Origin of the sequence: Chryseobacterium viscerum (assembly GCF_002899945.2) — a bacterium.
GTDB lineage: Bacteria > Bacteroidota > Bacteroidia > Flavobacteriales > Weeksellaceae > Chryseobacterium > Chryseobacterium viscerum.
The window spans coordinates 494851-512255 of the sequence record NZ_PPEG02000003.1; the positions used below are offsets into that span (position 1 = coordinate 494851).

16 protein-coding genes are annotated in these 17405 nt (G+C 36.9%); 8 read left to right on the forward strand and 8 right to left on the reverse strand.

Annotation, left to right across the window (positions count from 1 at the left end; genetic code table 11):
- Position 1 precedes the first annotated feature (1 nt).
- The 3 genes from C1634_RS08825 to C1634_RS08835 form a co-directional block, all read right to left on the reverse strand.
- Entirely contained in the window at positions 2–967 is a 966-nt protein-coding gene (locus tag C1634_RS08825) for a D-2-hydroxyacid dehydrogenase (protein WP_103233723.1), read from the reverse strand.
- A gap of 125 nt (positions 968–1092) precedes the next feature.
- On the reverse strand, positions 1093–2157 hold the full coding sequence (serC, locus tag C1634_RS08830; protein ID WP_103233724.1) for a 3-phosphoserine/phosphohydroxythreonine transaminase: 1065 nt from the start codon (positions 2155–2157) through the stop codon (positions 1093–1095).
- Between the two features lie 112 nt (positions 2158–2269).
- Positions 2270–2620 (reverse strand): 4Fe-4S binding protein, encoded by a 351-nt coding sequence (locus C1634_RS08835; RefSeq protein ID WP_103233725.1) that lies wholly within the window; start codon positions 2618–2620, stop codon positions 2270–2272.
- A 59-nt stretch (positions 2621–2679) separates the two neighbouring features.
- On the opposite strand from C1634_RS08835, the gene C1634_RS08840 reads away from it, so the two are divergent.
- Genes C1634_RS08840 through C1634_RS08850 form a run of 3 tightly spaced genes read left to right on the forward strand, consistent with a single transcriptional unit; the run spans position 2680 to position 4927 of the window.
- The gene (locus C1634_RS08840; protein ID WP_103233726.1) at positions 2680–3714 is read left to right on the forward strand and encodes an acyl-CoA reductase; all 1035 of its coding nucleotides are present in this window, start codon (positions 2680–2682) and stop codon (positions 3712–3714) included.
- 46 nt (positions 3715–3760) lie between these two features.
- Positions 3761–4198: a peptidylprolyl isomerase gene (locus C1634_RS08845; protein WP_228410037.1), complete on the forward strand. Its 438-nt coding sequence runs from the start codon at positions 3761–3763 to the stop codon at positions 4196–4198.
- Between the two features lie 39 nt (positions 4199–4237).
- Positions 4238–4927: a Bax inhibitor-1/YccA family protein gene (locus C1634_RS08850; RefSeq protein ID WP_109738250.1), complete on the forward strand. Its 690-nt coding sequence runs from the start codon at positions 4238–4240 to the stop codon at positions 4925–4927.
- 729 nt (positions 4928–5656) lie between these two features.
- On the opposite strand, the gene C1634_RS08860 is transcribed toward C1634_RS08850, so the two are convergent.
- From C1634_RS08860 to C1634_RS08880, 5 genes are all read right to left on the reverse strand, one after another.
- Complete coding sequence (locus C1634_RS08860; protein ID WP_047495508.1) at positions 5657–5905, reverse strand: DUF6952 family protein; 249 nt, start codon at positions 5903–5905, stop codon at positions 5657–5659.
- Positions 5905–6213 (reverse strand): thioredoxin family protein, encoded by a 309-nt coding sequence (locus C1634_RS08865; RefSeq protein WP_109738252.1) that lies wholly within the window; start codon positions 6211–6213, stop codon positions 5905–5907. The genes C1634_RS08860 and C1634_RS08865 overlap by 1 nt, the downstream gene beginning before the upstream one ends.
- Positions 6214–6326: 113 nt before the next feature.
- Positions 6327–6959, reverse strand: coding sequence for a peroxiredoxin (locus C1634_RS08870; protein ID WP_103235396.1), 633 nt, complete (start codon positions 6957–6959; stop codon positions 6327–6329).
- Between the two features lie 146 nt (positions 6960–7105).
- Positions 7106–10045 carry a M16 family metallopeptidase gene (locus C1634_RS08875; protein WP_109738253.1) on the reverse strand — a complete coding sequence of 980 codons (2940 nt, stop codon included), beginning with the start codon at positions 10043–10045 and terminating at the stop codon, positions 7106–7108.
- A gap of 33 nt (positions 10046–10078) precedes the next feature.
- Positions 10079–11272, reverse strand: coding sequence for a pyridoxal phosphate-dependent aminotransferase (locus C1634_RS08880; RefSeq protein ID WP_109738254.1), 1194 nt, complete (start codon positions 11270–11272; stop codon positions 10079–10081).
- A gap of 265 nt (positions 11273–11537) precedes the next feature.
- Between C1634_RS08880 and C1634_RS08885 the strand changes: the two genes are divergently transcribed.
- From C1634_RS08885 to C1634_RS08905, 5 genes are all read left to right on the forward strand, one after another.
- The gene (locus tag C1634_RS08885) at positions 11538–12875 is read left to right on the forward strand and encodes a M20/M25/M40 family metallo-hydrolase (protein ID WP_109738255.1); all 1338 of its coding nucleotides are present in this window, start codon (positions 11538–11540) and stop codon (positions 12873–12875) included.
- A 96-nt stretch (positions 12876–12971) separates the two neighbouring features.
- Entirely contained in the window at positions 12972–13607 is a 636-nt protein-coding gene (gene rsmG / locus C1634_RS08890; protein WP_109738256.1) for a 16S rRNA (guanine(527)-N(7))-methyltransferase RsmG, read from the forward strand.
- A 62-nt stretch (positions 13608–13669) separates the two neighbouring features.
- Positions 13670–14074, forward strand: a complete 405-nt coding sequence (locus tag C1634_RS08895; protein ID WP_103235098.1) for a hypothetical protein — start codon at positions 13670–13672, stop codon at positions 14072–14074.
- On the forward strand, positions 14074–14622 hold the full coding sequence (locus C1634_RS08900; RefSeq protein ID WP_103235099.1) for a DUF922 domain-containing protein: 549 nt from the start codon (positions 14074–14076) through the stop codon (positions 14620–14622). Before C1634_RS08895 ends, C1634_RS08900 begins: the two co-directional genes overlap by 1 nt.
- A complete protein-coding gene (locus C1634_RS08905) occupies positions 14606–17293 on the forward strand; it encodes a PD-(D/E)XK nuclease family protein (RefSeq protein WP_109738257.1) in 2688 nt (895 codons plus the stop codon). The genes C1634_RS08900 and C1634_RS08905 overlap by 17 nt, the downstream gene beginning before the upstream one ends.
- The last annotated feature ends 112 nt before the right edge of the window (positions 17294–17405 follow it).

Genomic DNA, 17405 nt, shown 5'->3' on the forward strand with positions numbered 1-17405 from the left:
TTTATCTTATAGTTTCTTTTTGTAGCTTAATAATTTGTTCTGCAAGTTCGATACCGATTTTCTCTTGCGCGTCTACTGTATTTCCTCCTACGTGAGGAGAAAGTGACAATGCGGGGTTCATCAGTAAAGGCAGTTCCGGGCTTGGTTCATTTTCAAAAACATCCAATGCGGCTCCTGCTATTTTTCCTGACTCAATAAAATCAATCAGTGTCACTTCATTGATGACACCGCCTCTTGCAGTATTTACAATATAGACTCCGTCTTTCATTTTTTCAAACTGAGGGGTATCTATAATATACTCATTCGTTTTCGGCGTATTGATACTGATGAAATCTGCATCTTTAAGAAAGGCATCCATATCATTGGTGGAAGTGATTTCAAAGTCTACCGATTGTCCGTCAAAGAAGTTCAAGGTGAGAACTTTTGTTTTAAGGCTTTTCGTGAGAACGGTTACTTTCATTCCTAAAGCAATTCCTATTTTTACGACTTCCTGTCCAATACTTCCAAAGCCGATTACTCCTAATGTTTTTCCTGAAAGTTCATACGCATTACCGAATGACTTTTTCATAGCGTTGAAATGGGTATCTCCTTCCAGAGGCATTAGTCTGTTAGATTCGTGAAGGAACCTTGCCAGAGAAATGAAATGTCCGAAAACCAATTCTGCCACTGATTTTGAAGATGCTGTAGGCGTGTTGATTACCTTAATGCCCTTACTTTTGGCATATTCAACATCAATGTTATCCATTCCGATACCGCCTCTTCCAATTATTTTAAGGCCAGGACAGGCATCGATAAGGTCTTGCCTCACTTTCGTTGCACTTCTTACCAGAAGAACGTCCACATTATTATCGTTGATAAAATTAATAACGTGATCCTGAGCCACTCTATTGTCCAGAATTTCAATTCCGGCTTCTTTTAGAGCGTTTTCTCCTGCTTTTGAAATTCCGTCGTTTGCTAAAACTTTCATGAGTTATTTGATTTAAAGATTGAAAGATATACATATTTCAAAATTTTAAAACTAGGGTGCAAATTAATGAATTTAAATTAACTGCTTTTCAGTCTTTCAATCTTTGAATTTTTTTAATGATTAAATTATTTGATCGATTTCATTACATCCACCAAAACCTGTACACTTTCGATAGGCAAGGCGTTGTATAAACTTGCTCTGTACCCGCCTAAGCTTCTGTGTCCGTTCAGTCCGCTGATTCCTGCAGCTTTCCATGCATTGTCAAATTCTTCTTTCTTACTTTCGTCTGTGATGTTGAAAGAAACATTCATCAGTGAACGGTCTTCTTTTACGCAGAATGCTTCAAATAACGGATTGCTGTCGATTTCATCATATAAAAGCTTAGCTTTAGCTTCATTTCTTTTTTCTGCAGCAGCAATTCCTCCGTTTCTTTCAAGATACTGAAGAGTAAGCAAAGAGGCATATACAGGGAATACCGGCGGGGTATTGTACATAGATTCTTTAGCAATATGTTGAGAGTAATCCAATATAGAAAACATGTTTTCTCTTCCTGTTTTACCCAGGATCTCTTTTTTTATTACCACTAAAGTAACTCCTGCAGGTCCCATGTTTTTCTGAGCACCGGCATAGATCAGGTCAAATTTAGAAAAATCCAGTTGTCTTGAGAAAATATCAGAACTCATATCACAAACCATTAGCGTGTCCACTTCAGGAAAAGATTTCATTTGAGTTCCATAAATAGTGTTGTTGGAAGTACAGTGGAAATAATCGTATTCTGAACCCACCGTATAATCTTTAGGAATAAAAGAGTAGTTTTCTTCTTTTGAAGAACCTAATACGTCTACTGTTCCTACTTTTTTGGCTTCTTTGATGGCTCCGGCTGCCCATGTTCCTGTATCCAGGTAAGCTGCTTTTCCACCTACTTTCATCAGGTTGTAGGGTACCATTGCAAACTGCATGCTGGCGCCTCCTCCTAAATAAAGAACTTCATAATCATCACCAAGATTCATCAATCTTTTTACAATTGCACGCGCTTCGTCCATTACCGCAACGAAATCCTTGCTTCTGTGCGAAATTTCAAGAAGAGACAATCCGATACCGTTAAAGTCCAGGATAGCCTGTGCTGATTTTTCAAATACTTCTTGTGGTAAAATACATGGCCCTGCGCTGAAGTTGTGCTTTTTGTTCATATTTTTATTTTTTGGTTGCTTCCGGAATTTAAATTCCTGTCGCTTATTTTTTGGTTAAGTTGGATTTTTGATCAAAAAAAGCCGCCCCATACATGATGAGACGGAATTATTTTTATTCACCGTGTAAGAATGCTTTTTTATTAAGCAGTGCTTCTTCAGATTCTACGTGATCTTCATCTGGAACACAGCAATCTACAGGGCATACCGCTGCACACTGAGGTTCTTCGTGGAATCCTTTACATTCTGTACATTTATCAGTTACAATAAAGTATACATCATCACTTACAGGCTCTTGTGGTGCTTCTGCATCTACAGTAAGTCCCGACGGCATTGTAATGGTACCTTGAAGAGCCGTACCCTCAGAAGCTTTCCAATCTACAGCTCCTTCATATATTGCATTGTTTGGGCATTCCGGTTCGCAAGCCCCACAATTAATGCATTCATCAGTTATTTTGATAGCCATCGCTAATTTTTTTTAAATTTGCACAAAATTACAAAATATTCCCCAATTTTAAAGTAATTATGAATACCGAAAATCAAGTTTTAGGACTTATTAAATTAAGTGATTATATAAAAGCGTTTCTAGCGAAGAAACCAGAACATCATAATGAAGATGATGCTGATATTGAATTATTATTAAAAAGGTCTGAAATAGAGAATCCGTGGTTTACCATTGATAATCAGAAATTTGCTTTACAGCAGTGGGCAGATCTTCTGACTGAAGAGAATATCAAAAACTGGCTTGGAAATTATTCCATCTCTAAAATTTCAAAAAGAGTAGGGCTTATTTTGGCCGGAAATATTCCTTTGGTAGGATTTCATGATGTAATGTCCGTCGTTTTGAGCAATCACACCCCTGTTATTAAGCTGTCTTCAAAAGATAAACGCATGATTCCGTTTTTATTAAAGAAATGGAATGAGTTTTCTGATGGAAACGTAGCTTTTGAATTTGTAGAGAAATTAGAGAATTTTGATGCGGTTATTGCTACAGGAAGTAACAATACAGCAAGATATCTGGAATATTATTTCAAGAATCATTCAAGTATTATCCGTAAGAACAGAACTTCTGTTGCTGTGCTGAAAGGTGATGAAACGGAAGAAGAGCTACAATTGCTGGCAAAAGATATTTTCCAGTATTTTGGGCTGGGATGCAGAAATGTGACGAGAGTTTTTATTCCGCAGGATTTTCTTATTGACAGGCTGTTTGAAAACTTCCTGGCATATCAGGATATTATCAACCATAATAAATATGCTAACAATTATGATTATAACAGAGCGGTTTATCTTTTAAATCAGGACAAATTCTGGGATAATAATTTTGTGATGCTGAAGGAAGATGATAAGCTGTTCAGTCCGCTTTCTGTAATCAACTTCAGCAGATATGAATCTTTGGAGGATGTAAAAAGCTTTATTGCTGAAAATGAAGAAAATATACAGTGTGTAGTGGGTAAAGAAGAGTTAGGACTGAATGCAATTCCGTTTGGAGAAGCACAGAATCCGGGGCTTGATACCTATGCCGATAATGTAGATACGATGAAATTTTTAGAACTGGTCTGATTTTCGTATCTTCCATCACTTATTTCACCAGATAAAAATGAATACTATGAAAAAATTATTGCTGGGACTTGCTCTTGTGGGTGGACAGTTTATGTTTGCTCAGAAGGTAGCGGGTGTAAAGGTTGAGAATGGCCAGAAAAAAGAACAGCCGGCTGCTATAAGTAAGGAGAAAGTCAGTTTGTACAATGATAACTTCCTTAAGTTTGTGGATGCTTTACAGGCTTCTGACCGTGCCACTATTGATGGACTGCTTTCTGATAAGGTAAAAGAAATTGTAACAGATGCTGTTCTTAAAAATGTTAAGGATGGTATTATACCCAATAAAAAGCTTGAAATCTTAAAAGCAGGATATTATAAAACGATGGATGGTACCAATCATCCCAGCATTAAATACAAGTATGCAGGAGAATCATCTTCCAAAGAAGCCATTACAGCTGTATTTGAAGATGATGGTAAAATATTGGGTGTGTTGCCTGCGAAATAGATAAAAATTTATTTTCGATTAATTAAAAAAATATTAACTATGATGACAGATGTTTTAGTCGCTCATTCTTCTGACGTGGAGAAAGCGAGTTTTTACAAGAAGACGTATTTGCATGTTGCATTATCTATTCTTGCATTTATTGGAGTTGAAACGATATTATTGAAAACTGTTCCGGCAGAACTTATCGCCATGATGTTTGGTCAGAGATATATCTGGTTACTGATTATCGGGGTTTTCTGGTTGGCTTCTTTTTTAGCTTCCAAATGGTCTCTTTCACAAAGTAAATCTACCCAGTATTTAGGATTGGGATTTTATATCCTGTTGGAAGCGATTATCTTTATGCCAATGCTTTTCATTGCAACCAATATGACAGGAGGGGCGAATGTAATCTTCCAGGCTGCTACTTTAACTATTGCGATGTTTGCAGGTATTTCTGCAGTTGCATTTACTTCTAAGAGAGATTTTTCTTTTTTAAGAAATATCATTGTAATCGGCGGGTTTATTGCAATCGGACTGATTGTAGCGGGAATGATCTTTGGTTTTAACCTTGGATTATGGTTTTCAGTAGGAATGGTACTTCTGGCTTCAGCTACTATTTTATATCAGACAAGCAAGCTAAAGGATTCATATGGAACGAATCAGTATGTAGGAGCGGCATTGCAGCTTTTTGCTTCTATTATGCTTTTGTTCTGGTACATTCTGAGTATTTTGATGAGCAGAAGAAACTAATTGATACGTTGATTCTATCTTTTAAAATAATAGTCCCGGTGATATTTTCATCGGGATTTTTTTTTTAATAAATAATGCTTAAACACAAATTACACAAATGATTTCGCCAATAACACGAATTCAATAGGAACGGGCTTTAACCCGGTTGTCTTTAGGATGCTATCTTATGGCTTTAGCCGAAACTTAAAGTGTTTTTAATCACAGATTTCACGGATTATTGCATATATTTTTGATGATGACTTTCAGATTCTTATTTGTGAAATTTGTGCAAAAAGGTTTGTGTCATTCGTGTTTAGGAGCAAATACGAATGATAGTAATTCAATAGGAACGGGCTTTAGCCCGTTTATCTTTAGGAGGGCTTTCCAATGGCTTTAGCCGAAACTTAAAGTGTTTTTAATCACAGATTTCACGGATTATTGCGTATATTTTTTGATGATGACTTTCAGATTCTTATTTGTGAAATTTGTGCAAAAACGTTTGTGAAATTTGTGTTTCAAACCGTAAACCCAAAAAATCCTGATGAAAATATCACCGGGATTTTAATTGGATATTCTTTAAAAATTTCCATGCAACTGCCCGCTTCATATGACCGGTTAAGGTACTTTGAAGTGAATTTTACAGTTAAAATAAAAGGGTTCTTAAAGAATAAGAAAAAAAATATAGGAATGAGGAAAACCTCAGGCATTTTGTGTTTTTACCATCTTTTGATTAGAAATAATCGCAGGATGTTATTTATCAATTGATCCTAAAACCTTCTGAGCAAAAGAGTTTAAAGCGTCTTTTTCACTCATTCCGTTCTGTACATTGGAGTGAACTTCTAAAGCTCCGCAGATATTCGTGATCAATTCTCCTGCAACATTTAAATCTTCTTCACTTGTTCCTCTGAATTCGCAGAAACTTTCCAGTACTTCTAATGTTTTTTCTAGATTTTCAGGAGTCTGATTCTGATAAAACTGTCTGATTACGGGTAATTTCATTATGCTAATTCGTTAAAAAGGTTAATTAAACTTTCTGCCTGGTTAGACTGAACCTGGTTCACCAATTCTCCGTTTTTAAAGATGGCGAAAGTAGGTAAGTTGTCTACTTTTGCTAGTTTTCTGCTTTCAGGAAGCTTTTCAGCATCTACGTATAAAAATGGAATAGAATCATTCTCAGACGCTAATTTTTTGAATTTTGGCTTCATGATTCTGCAGTTTCCGCACCATGTTGCGCCATATTGAACAACTGCTTTTTCGTTGTCGCTAACTATATTTTGTAATGTATCTTCGGTTAATTCTGTGTACATGATCGTAATTTGAAAATTTATTAATTGAAAATGTGCTAATGCTTTGTAAAGAAGAAAATGAGATAATTTTTGATAATTCTCCAATTATCTCATTTTCAAATTAACACATTATATTAGTTCTTAGCTAAGTATTCTGCTGTAGAAGTTCTGTCAGCTTTCATTGCATCTTTTCCTTCTTCCCAGTTTGCAGGACATACTTCACCATGTTTTTGAACGTGCGTGTAAGCATCGATTAATCTTAAGAATTCTTTTACGTTTCTTCCTAGAGGCATATCGTTTACCGCTTCGTGGAAGATTTTTCCAGTTTCGTCGATAAGGTAAGTTGCTCTGTAAGTTACATTAGAACCTGTGAAAACTTCATTTCCATCCTCATCATATTCGAAATCTTGATCAACGATTCCCAATGTGTTTGCCAATTGTCTGTGAGTATCAGCTAAAAGTGGGTAAGTTACTCCTTCGATTCCTCCGTTATCTTTTGGTGTGTTCAACCATGCGAAGTGTACTTCGTTAGTATCACAAGATGCACCAATTACTTTAGTGTTTCTTTTTTCGAATTCACCTAAAGCCTCCTGAAAAGCGTGAAGCTCTGTAGGACATACAAAAGTGAAATCTTTAGGGTACCAGAATAAAAGAACTTTTTGCTGATTGTTTACTGCTTCATCAAGGATGTTGATTTTAAGATCGTCACCCATCTCAGACATTGCGTCGATTGTTAAATTTGGGAATTTTTTTCCTACTAAAGACATAATTTTTCTGTTTTATATTTAAATTTCTAATGCAAATATATAAAAGATTCATCTATCGAACAAACAAATATCGATAAATAAAATCTATAATTGTTTTAATGTGTTGTGAAATAAAAAAGCCCTGTTCTCAGGGCTTTTTGTTGATTTTAGTAACCAAATATTTCAGTTAAATTAAGTTTTTTTACTTCACCTAATTTCTTCATATCGGCCTCATTTACTTTATCTTGAGAAGCAACAAGGCAGTAAGTGTAGTTTTTGTTTTTCATTTCCTTATCATGGAATGCATTGATGTCTGCAAAAGACAGTTTTGGTGCCTGTTCGTAAACATTCTTTCTCATATCGAAATTGTTTCCAAGCTTTTGGGATTTCAGATAAGAGAAGATGATTCCGTCCTGAGTAATTCTTTCAGAAGCAATTGATTTTTTCAATCCGCTTTTCGCTGTTTCGAATAACTGTTCAGATTTTGGAAGGGTAGTCAAAAGCTCATTCATTGCCGTTGTAGACTCATTGAATTTATCCGCCTGTGTTCCTACATACGCCATAATCATATCTTTGTCTGTTTTCTTGCTAGGAAGAGCAAAGTAAGAATAGGTAGAGTAGGCCAGTGCTTTAGATTCTCTGATCGTCTGGAAAACGATAGATCCCATTCCGCCTCCGAAGTAGTTGTTGAATAAATTTACGGTAGGAGTGATGGTAGCATTGTACTGGTCAGAGTTTCTTACCCAGAAGACTTCAGCCTGTACCATATCATAATGAGCGAATAGTACTTTGTTTTTATCAGTCGGGATCTGAGCAAAGGTTTTAGACTTAGGAAGGTCTTTCAGGGTTGCAGGAAGTTTGTGGATTGGTTTTAAAGTTGTCACCACTTCGTTTCCTGATTTCGGACCGTAATACAATACCCTATGTTTGAAATTAAACAAGTCATGAAGAACACTGATCAGATCTTCTGCTTTTAAAGCGTCAAGTTCAGCATCACTCAATACATTGTTGAACGGATTCTGTGCGCCATACTGTGCATAGCTTCTCAATCCGGCCATAATAGTACCTTTATTCTGTTTTGCATTTGCTCTGGCTTTTTTCAATCTTGTTTTGTAAGCATCAAGAGCTGCCTGATCCGCCTGGCTGTTTTTAATCAAATCTTCAAATAAAGCGATTGTTTTATCGAAGTTTTCATTTAAACCTTCCAATGATACATAAGTTTCTTCGTTTCCTGCACTCACATTGAAGCTTGAAGCAAGTTTGTAGAATTCCTTACTGATCACTTCAGAAGATTTATCTTTAGTTCCTAAATATTGAAGGTATTCTGCTGCCAATGGAAGAACTTTGTTATTCCATTTTCCTGAATCAAAATGATAATACATTCTGAACAGCGCATTGTCGGTATTTTTTACAGAAAGTACATCTACATCAGCTAATTTGTTTTTAGCAATGTCTTTATCGTAGTTTAACCATACCGGAGCGATAGGGTTTTCAGGCATTTCATCAATCTTCTTAAGGAAAGGGGACTGATCTTCTCTGTTAACGGAAACCGGAGTAATGGTTGGTTTATCAACCTTTACAATGCTCTTGTCTTCTCCTTTTCTTTTATAAACGGCAACGTAATTGTTATTCTGAAGATATTTGGATACGAAATCCATGATATCTTTCTTTGTAAGCTTTGAAATTTCGTCAACATATTCCAACGATGCTTTGTGGTCAATATCCGAAGTGAATTCATCCATCAGGATGCTTGCTCTTGACGAATATTTTTCATCCTTCTGAATAATGCTTTTCTTTTCGTTGTTCACGATAGACTGAATCAGATCATCAGAAAATTCTCCTTTTCTTAACTTATCAATTTCCTGAAGAAGAAGATTTTTTACTTCATCCAGAGATTGTCCTTCAGTAGGCTTCCCTTGTAACAGTAACACAGAATAATCCTTTAAAGCATAAGACCCGGCGTAAGCTCCCAGTAATTTTTGTTTTTTTACCAGATCAAGGTCAATCAATCCTGCCTGTCCGTTGGTAAGCATGTTTCCAACAAGGTTCAGCATTCTTGCATCTTTCGTAGAAGCTCCAGGAAATCTGAATCCAAGCATTACATTCTCAGGATTAGGTCCCACGACTTCTTTTACAACAGGAGCGGTAATCGCTTTTTCCTGTCCTACTTTATATTCAGGAATTGCTTTAGGTTTCATGTAAGAGAAAGCCTTGTCAATCTTCGCAATGACTTCATCCGGATTAAAGTCTCCGGACATAATGATACCCATGTTGTTGGGAACGTAATAGTTATTGAAATATTCTCTGATAGCATGCAGAGATGGGTTTTTCAAGTGTTCAATCGTACCGATGGTTGTTTGTTTTCCATAATTGTTGTTAGGGAAAAGGTTAGCAAACATGGTGTCGAAAACTTTATCTCCATCATCATCCAGAGATCTGTTTTTTTCTTCATATACAGCTTCAAGCTCTGTATGGAAAAGTCTCAGAACCGGCTCTCTGAATCTTTCAGCCTGCACAGCAAGGAATTTGTCAAGAACATTGGAAGGTACATCTTCTGTGTATACCGTTTGTTCAAATGAAGTAAAGGCATTGGTTCCGTCAGCTCCCATACCAGCCATCATTTTGTCGTATTCATTGGCAATCGCATACTTGGCAGCTTCTCCAGAAACCTTGTCAATTTCTTTGTAGATCTCTTTTCTCTTCGCTTCGTCCTTAGTCTGATTGTACTTTTCATAAAGTGCATCAATCTGGTCTAAAAGAGGTTTCTCTTTCGCCCAGTCCTTAGAACCAAACTGATTGGTCCCTTTGAAAAGCATGTGCTCAAGATAATGAGCAAGACCTGTGTGGTCTGCAGGGTCGGTTTTACTACCTGCTTTTGTTGCAATATACGTTTGTACTCTCGGATCCTTATTTGTTGGACTCAAAATGACTGTTAGCCCGTTTTTTAAGGTGTAGTACCTTGCTGATGTTGGGTCGTTGGTTACGTACTTATACTTGTATCCATTGGAAGTTCCTTCCTTCCATTGAAAATCCTGGCCAAAAGCATACCCTGCGAAACTTGCAGCGGCAATACTTGTTGCAATAGTTAGTTTTTTTAACAGATTCATTGCTGTTGTGTTTTATTTTTGATGGTTAGTTTATTAATTGAATGGTTCCAATAAGGTTTTGATGCGTTTCATAGCTTCTCTCAAATCCTCCTCAGAAGCAGCGTAAGAGAATCTGATACATTCCGGACTTCCGAAAGAAAAGCCTCCCACACATCCTACATGAGCATTTTCCAGAAGGAACATGGCAAAGTCGTCTGAGTTTTTGATTTCAGTTCCGTTCAGCGTTTTTCCGATATAGTGCGAAATATCCGGGAAGAAATAAAATGCTGCTTTTGGAAGCAATACTTTAAACCCTGGAATTTCCTGGATCAGTTCATACACAAGATCTCTTCTCTTTTTGAAGGCATCAATCATGTATCTGTATTCGGAAGGATCTGTTTTCAATGCCGTAATGGATGCTCTCTGTGCCATAGTATTGGCCCCGCTGGTCATTTGTCCCTGTACTTTTTCACAAGCTTTTGCCAGCCATTCCGGACATGCAGAGTATCCTATTCTCCATCCTGTCATGGCAAATGCTTTTGACATTCCGTTGATTACGGCTGTCTGCTCATATACTTCAGGAAACTGGGCAATAGAAGTCGTATTTGTTTCGTAATTGATGTATTCATAGATCTCATCAGAAATGATAGTCACCTGAGGGTATTTAGCAATCACTTTAGCGATAGACTTTAACTCGTCATAGGTATAATATCCTCCTGACGGATTACACGGTGAGCTGAAAAGAACTGCTTTGGTCTTTTCTGTAATAGCTTCTTCAAGCTGTTCTGCAGTCACTTTGAAATCAGTCACATAAGATGTAGGAAGCATCACGGAAGTTCCACCCATCATTTTTACCATTTCATCATAGCTTACCCAGTAAGGAGCAGGAAGAAGAACTTCATCTCCGTCATTGATAACGGATGCCAATACATTCAAAATAGCTTGTTTAGCACCATTGGAAACACAAATCTGGGTAGGTTTGTATTCCAGGTTATTATCTCTTTTTAATTTATATGCAATAGCCTCACGCAGTTCCAGGAACCCCGGAACAGGAGAGTAGTGGCTGTAGTTTTGATTGATGGCATCGAAAGCTGCCTGTTTGATGTTGTCCGGAACATCAAAATCCGGCTCGCCAAGAGTTAAGCTGATCACATCTATTCCGCTGGCTTTCATTTCTCTGGCTTTGTTTGACATGACAAATGTCTGTGAGTATCCTAGTCTTTTTACTCTATCTGAAAGTTTATCCATGAATTTTTTTGAATTTTAACAAATATATAATAAAAACGTGTTGCAGGGATAATAAAAGTAGGGTTGCTTTAAAGATTTTTGTCAGGTTTTGATTATTTTTTTTAGATGAGAATCATTATGTTATCTCTGATAAATATCAACAAGTTGATTCCTTTTTCAGTAAAATAACAATCAATAAAGAGAGTAAACAGAAAATTGTATGGAAAATAAAATTGACTTTTGAAGCTCAGGGTTTTGTATCTTTAATCGATTTAAGACTTATTCTATGAAATATTCCGTTTTTTTATTGCTGATTTCCTGTACCGTTTTTTCTCAGGGACTTTCAAAAGATGATGAAGTGAAGAAATATGTTTTGCAGGTCAATGAAGACTCCTTAAAATCATACATCAATACCTTGGTAAGTTTTGAGACCAGACATACTTTAAGCTCGATAGATGATCCCAAACGGGGAATAGGGGCGGCAAGAAACTGGGTTGTTAAAAAATTCAGTGATTATGCAAAAAATTCCGGTGGCAGAATGGAGGTGTACCTTCAGCAGGAAGATATCCAGCCGGATGGGAAAAGAATCGATAAAGTCGTTAATCTTGGGAATGCGGTTGCTTTTCTGAAAGGTACCGATCCTAGTGACAAAAGGGTTTTCCTGATTGGCGGACATCTTGATTCAAGGGTGACGGATGTGATGAACAGAACTTCCGCAGCACCCGGAGCCAATGATGATGGCAGTGGAGTAAGCGCTGTTATAGAATCCTCGCGGATATTGAGCAGATCTTCATTTCCAGCTTCCATCATTTTTGTGGCTTTTTCTGGGGAAGAACAATCCTTGCTGGGATCGAAAGTCCTTGCCGAAAAAATAAAAAAAGAAAATTTACAGCTTGAAGCGGTCCTGAACAATGATATGATCGGGAATCCTAAAGCAGGAGAAACAGGGGAGATTAATACCCGGATACTTCGTGTATTCAGTGAAGGGCTTCCTTACAAAGATCTGGACAAAAAGGCGATGACGATCAGGAATCTGGGTTTTGAAAATGACAGCGAATCCAGACAACTAGCGCGATATATCAAAGAGATTGCGGAACAATATGTCAAAAGACTTGAAGTAAAACTCATCTACAGAAATGACAGGTTCTTGCGTGGAGGAGATCACACCAGTTTTGTCAATAACGGATTTCCATCGGTAAGACTTACCGAATATTATGAAAACTATGATCATCAGCATCAGGATATCAGGATAGAGAATAATAAGCAATATGGTGATCTGCCGGAATTCATAGATTTTAAATATTTGAAAAAGAATGTCGCCGCTAATGTTGCTGTGCTGGCAAGTCTTGCAAAATCTACCTCAAAACCCGAGAAAGTAGAAATGGATGTTAAAGAATTGACCAATTCTACAACCCTTCATTGGGAAAAGCCAAAATCGGGAACACCAGCAGGGTATTACGTATTGGCAAGGGAAACAGATAGCCCGGTATGGCAGAAAAAAATATTTACAACAGGGCTTTCCATTAAAGTTCCGCTCTCGAAAGACAATTATATTTTTGCTGTACAAACAGTCAGCAAGTCCGGGAACCTGAACATACCTGTAATTCCGGGTGTTGCAAAATAATATCCTTGTTGAAAACGGGTCTCAGAGTTTGGTCAGAAAAAGTAGATTTGAATACAAGAGAAATAAAACTTATTTTTGCTGTTTATAATAATTCACATGTCTGCATCGTTACTATTAAAATATTTCCCGGATCTTACTGAAAAACAGATAGAACAGTTTACACAATTGGAAAAACTGTATAATGAATGGAATGAAAAGATCAACGTAATTTCCAGAAAAGATATGGAGTCGCTGTATGAAAAGCACATCCTGCACTCTTTGGGAATTGCAAAAGTGATGGAATTTGCACCAGGGACCAAAGTGTTGGATATCGGAACCGGAGGCGGTTTCCCAGGAATTCCCCTGGCCATCTTATTTCCTGAAACACAGTTTACCTTGATTGATTCTATCGGTAAGAAAATCAGTGTGGTACAGGCTGTATCAGAAGGAATAGGATTAACGAATGTTACGGCTATTCACGGGAGAGCAGAGAAGCTGAAAGAGAAATTCCACTTTGTAGTAAGCAGAGCGGTAACCCAGATGCCTGAATTTTTAAGATGGCTGAAAGGGAAGTTTGAAAAAGAACAGTTTAACCCTAAGCATAACGGGATTTTATATTTGAAAGGCGGTGATCTTGCAGAAGAGCTAGCCGGACTTCGATGTGAAATCTTCGACCTTAAACACTATTTTGATGGAGAATTTTTTGATACTAAAAAAGTAGTTTACGTATCAAAAGGTAATTTTAGTTCCTGATTTTATAGAGTTGGGGAATAATTTTTGCTAAATATTTATTAATAATCAGAAAATTGAAGGTTATGAAAAAACTTTTAAACATTGGATTTTCGGTATTAGTGTTTGGCGGGCTTCTGGTTTCGTGTAATGATGACGATTACCATACAGTTGAATCTATCGATAAGATCAAAATAGACAGCGTAAAAATTGTCAATGATACGATGGACGTTTTTGCGATTCAGAGCATAAAAACTTATTCCACTTATCCGTCTCACTGCGAAGGTTTTTACGGATATGATTATATTTACAACAATAATCTTGAGAGAACGGTTACTTCCTATAAATATATTACCAACGGACCTTGTACGCAGGGAAATTATGTAGGGGCCAACCAGATCAATTTCAGCCCGCAAAGAAAAGGATCCTATACTTTTAAATTCTGGAACGGCGGAAATAACTGGATTACGAAAACAATTGTGGTGGAATAATGAGATTGACTTTTGTATTGTGTTTGCTGGCTGCTCAGACTGTATTCGGACAGATAATTACCTGGCAGGAAGGTAAAAAACTGAGCTGGGATAATTTTAGAAGCCCGGTCAATAAGAAAAATAATCCTGATGTAGCAGCATATACCCACTGTGGCTGGGAATATTCTGTCATAAAATCCTCTAACCCAAAATCACCGGTTACGATTACCATTAAAACGATATTTAACGAAGATAAATCCTGGAAGGATGTCAAAAAAATGGATGATTACATTCTACTGCATGAGCAGAAACATTTTGATATTGCAGAATTATTTGTGAGAAAATTCAGAAAGGTAGTCGCTGAAAAAATCCGGACATCAGGTGATTACAACAAATATTTCAAAGTAATTTATGATGAAATATCAATGGGTTATAAAAACTTCCAGATGGCCTATGACAGAGATACCCGCCATGGAATAGATAAAGAAAAACAGGCAGAATATAATACTGCGATTTCTAAAGAACTAGACAACTTAAAAAGCTACCAAGCCCTTGAAATTCCTCAATAAGATCATTCACGAACTGCTGACACAAAACACGGATCTTTCTGCGTTTAATATCATTCTGCCCGGAAAGCGTCCCATTGTATTTATCAGGCAGATTCTGGAGGAAAATAATTATTCAGGACTTTTGCCCAACTTTTTTACCATAGAGGAACTCATCAATACAATTGCTGATCAACAGCCGATTCAGGGAATTCCGTTATGGCTTTTTTCATTCGATGTATACAGAAGTATGAATCTTATCCCAAGAGATGATTTTTCGGACTTTCTGAAGTGGTTTCCTACCTTGCAGAAAGACTGGGATGATATTCTGAAGTTTTCAGACAGTGATCTGGCAGTGCTGCAGTATATGTTTGATGAGGAAAGGATCAAAGAATGGGCTCAAAACCTGGGTGAGGATGATGATGTCCCAAGGAAGAAGTTTCTTAATTTCTGGCAGAATATGAGCGTTTTTCTCCCTGCTCTAAAAGAAAGACTACAGGAAAAAAACTGGGCTACTTCCGGAATGATTCATGAGGCCGCGAAAGCTAAGATTGTCGATTTTGCTAAAAATACCAAAGAGCAGTTTGTTTTTTGCGGGTTCAATGCCTTTACTCCGGTAGAGGAAAAGCTGGTAAGAAGTCTTTTGCAGTGGAACAAAGCACAATGCTTCTTTCAGGGAGACCGTTACTATTTTGATGATGAGAGACAGGAAGCCGGAAAATTTCTGAGAAATCATAAAACATGGAAAGAATTTGATGATAACAGGGCTTTCCAATGGATCGAAGACGATTTTAATCAATCTAAAAAAATTAAGGTATACGAAGTCTCCGGGAATGTAACCCAGACCAAAGTGCTGCCTGAGATCTTTAAAGAGATCAATAATAAAACCTATTCCAATACCGCTGTAGTTTTGCTGGATGAAAACCTTCTTCCTGCAAGTCTTGATGTGATGCATGGTGTTGATAATTTGAATATTACGATGGGATTCCCATTGAAGAACTTATCTTTTTCTAATGCTGTAAAACGCCTTTTCTATCTGCAGAAACAGCTGGAAAAAAATAAATCCTCTTATTATTACAGGGATGTTTTTCCAATCCTGGAGGAACTTCCTAAATCTGTTGAAGATGAGCAGGTTATCAATGATTTTAGAATCAAAGTAGAAGAGAGGAATATTGTGTATATCTCCAGAAAGCTTTTGTACGAGCTGCTCAGTGGGCTGTCTTACTTTGGACTGCTTCAGAAAGCAGAAGGAACAAATGTGTATCTGGATATGCTTATCGACTTCTGCCAGCAGGTAAAATGGCTCGAAATAGATGATATTCAGTACGAGAATGTTTCTCACTTTGAAAATGCATTCAGGATCATCAAAAATCAGCTGACTCCCTACAATATCGAGATCAAAATGGAAACGCTGGAAATTCTGATCAACCAGCACATCAACTCTGAAAGTATAGATTTTCAGGGAGAGCCGTTAAGAGGATTACAGATCATGGGACTGCTGGAAACCCGTCTCCTGAACTTTGAGAATGTCATTTTACTTTCTGTGAACGAAGGAAAACTTCCATTGGGAAATTCTCAGAATACCTATATTCCATTTGATATCCGAAGGTTCTTTGATCTTCATACTTTCCTGGAAAACGACAGCATTTATGCCTATCACTTTTACAGATTGATTCAGGATGCGCAGCATGTACATTTGCTGTACAACGCTTTAAGTTCCGGAGTGAATACAGGAGAGAAAAGCCGTTTCATTACGCAGATCGAAATGGAAAGCTCACATGATATCGAACACGTGATTATTGAAAATTCTTCCGAGCCTATCGCCACCAAACCGATAGAAATTTCGAAGACACAGATTGTGCTGGATCGTCTTGAGAATTGGAAGAAAAAAGTATCTGCATCCCACCTTACAAGTTACCTCTATAATCCGATTGATTTTTATCTTTCCAAGATTTTGAATACCTCGGAAACAGATGAAATTGAAGAAGAATTGTCGGTGAAGAATTACGGGAATCTAGTCCATTATTCACTTCAAGAAGTATATGAGGTGTTAAAGGGTAAGGTTTTAAAAGAAAGTGATTTAAATAATTCAGTTAAAGCAATAGATCACTACATTAATATTGCCATTGAAAAGCTGAAACACCAGCCGGAGTTCTATGAAAAGGGGATGAACTATATCCACAAAGCAATTGCTAAAAAGGTGATTGAAAATGTCCTTAATCATGATCTTGAACTGATAAAACAGGGCAATAAACTGGAGATTATTGACATCGAAAGAAAGTTTGAAAACATCGATTTTCCTCTTGATGGAAATGATAAAATTTCCTTCTTAGGATATATTGACAGAATTGATAAGTTGAATGGAACGCTCAGGATTATTGATTATAAAACAGCTAAAATCAAAAATCTCAGTGTGAAAATTGATGAGGATAATGTAGCTGAATATTTTCATAACAGCGATAGAAAACAGGCACTTCAGCTTTGTATTTATCATTATGTGGTACAACATCTTCCTGAGTTTTGGGGTTTCCCGATAGAAACAGGAATCTGGAGTTTTGCAGATGCCAAAAAAGGAATGGTCTCTCTGCAGTTTGACAAAGGAAACATTGATGATGCTATGAAATCTGTCAAAAACCTTATTCTTGAAATCCTGAATCCAGATGTTAATTTTGTGGAAACTATAAAAACGTATTAAAAATATTTAATTATAAATAAATAATATATTTGTTTGTAAATCAGTGTTTTGGTTGTTTTTAATACCTTAGATGCATTTGTTTTATTGACGGATTGCCCTGATAAAGCAGGTA

What these genes read in the sequence shown, in the direction of transcription:
- serC (WP_103233724.1), bottom strand. Translation starts at nt 2,157, where the DNA reads ATGAACAAAAAGCACAACTTCAGCGCAGGGCCATGTATTTTACCACAA.
- C1634_RS08870 (WP_103235396.1), bottom strand. Translation starts at nt 6,959, where the DNA reads ATGTCTTTAGTAGGAAAAAAATTCCCAAATTTAACAATCGACGCAATG.
- C1634_RS08895 (WP_103235098.1), top strand. Translation starts at nt 13,670, where the DNA reads ATGAAAAAACTTTTAAACATTGGATTTTCGGTATTAGTGTTTGGCGGG.
- C1634_RS08875 (WP_109738253.1), bottom strand. Translation starts at nt 10,045, where the DNA reads ATGAATCTGTTAAAAAAACTAACTATTGCAACAAGTATTGCCGCTGCA.
- C1634_RS08840 (WP_103233726.1), top strand. Translation starts at nt 2,680, where the DNA reads ATGAATACCGAAAATCAAGTTTTAGGACTTATTAAATTAAGTGATTAT.
- C1634_RS08845 (WP_228410037.1), top strand. Translation starts at nt 3,761, where the DNA reads ATGAAAAAATTATTGCTGGGACTTGCTCTTGTGGGTGGACAGTTTATG.
- C1634_RS08880 (WP_109738254.1), bottom strand. Translation starts at nt 11,272, where the DNA reads ATGGATAAACTTTCAGATAGAGTAAAAAGACTAGGATACTCACAGACA.
- C1634_RS08835 (WP_103233725.1), bottom strand. Translation starts at nt 2,620, where the DNA reads ATGGCTATCAAAATAACTGATGAATGCATTAATTGTGGGGCTTGCGAA.
- C1634_RS08850 (WP_109738250.1), top strand. Translation starts at nt 4,238, where the DNA reads ATGATGACAGATGTTTTAGTCGCTCATTCTTCTGACGTGGAGAAAGCG.
- rsmG (WP_109738256.1), top strand. Translation starts at nt 12,972, where the DNA reads ATGTCTGCATCGTTACTATTAAAATATTTCCCGGATCTTACTGAAAAA.
- C1634_RS08860 (WP_047495508.1), bottom strand. Translation starts at nt 5,905, where the DNA reads ATGAAATTACCCGTAATCAGACAGTTTTATCAGAATCAGACTCCTGAA.
- C1634_RS08865 (WP_109738252.1), bottom strand. Translation starts at nt 6,213, where the DNA reads ATGTACACAGAATTAACCGAAGATACATTACAAAATATAGTTAGCGAC.
- C1634_RS08900 (WP_103235099.1), top strand. Translation starts at nt 14,074, where the DNA reads ATGAGATTGACTTTTGTATTGTGTTTGCTGGCTGCTCAGACTGTATTC.
- C1634_RS08885 (WP_109738255.1), top strand. Translation starts at nt 11,538, where the DNA reads ATGAAATATTCCGTTTTTTTATTGCTGATTTCCTGTACCGTTTTTTCT.
- C1634_RS08825 (WP_103233723.1), bottom strand. Translation starts at nt 967, where the DNA reads ATGAAAGTTTTAGCAAACGACGGAATTTCAAAAGCAGGAGAAAACGCT.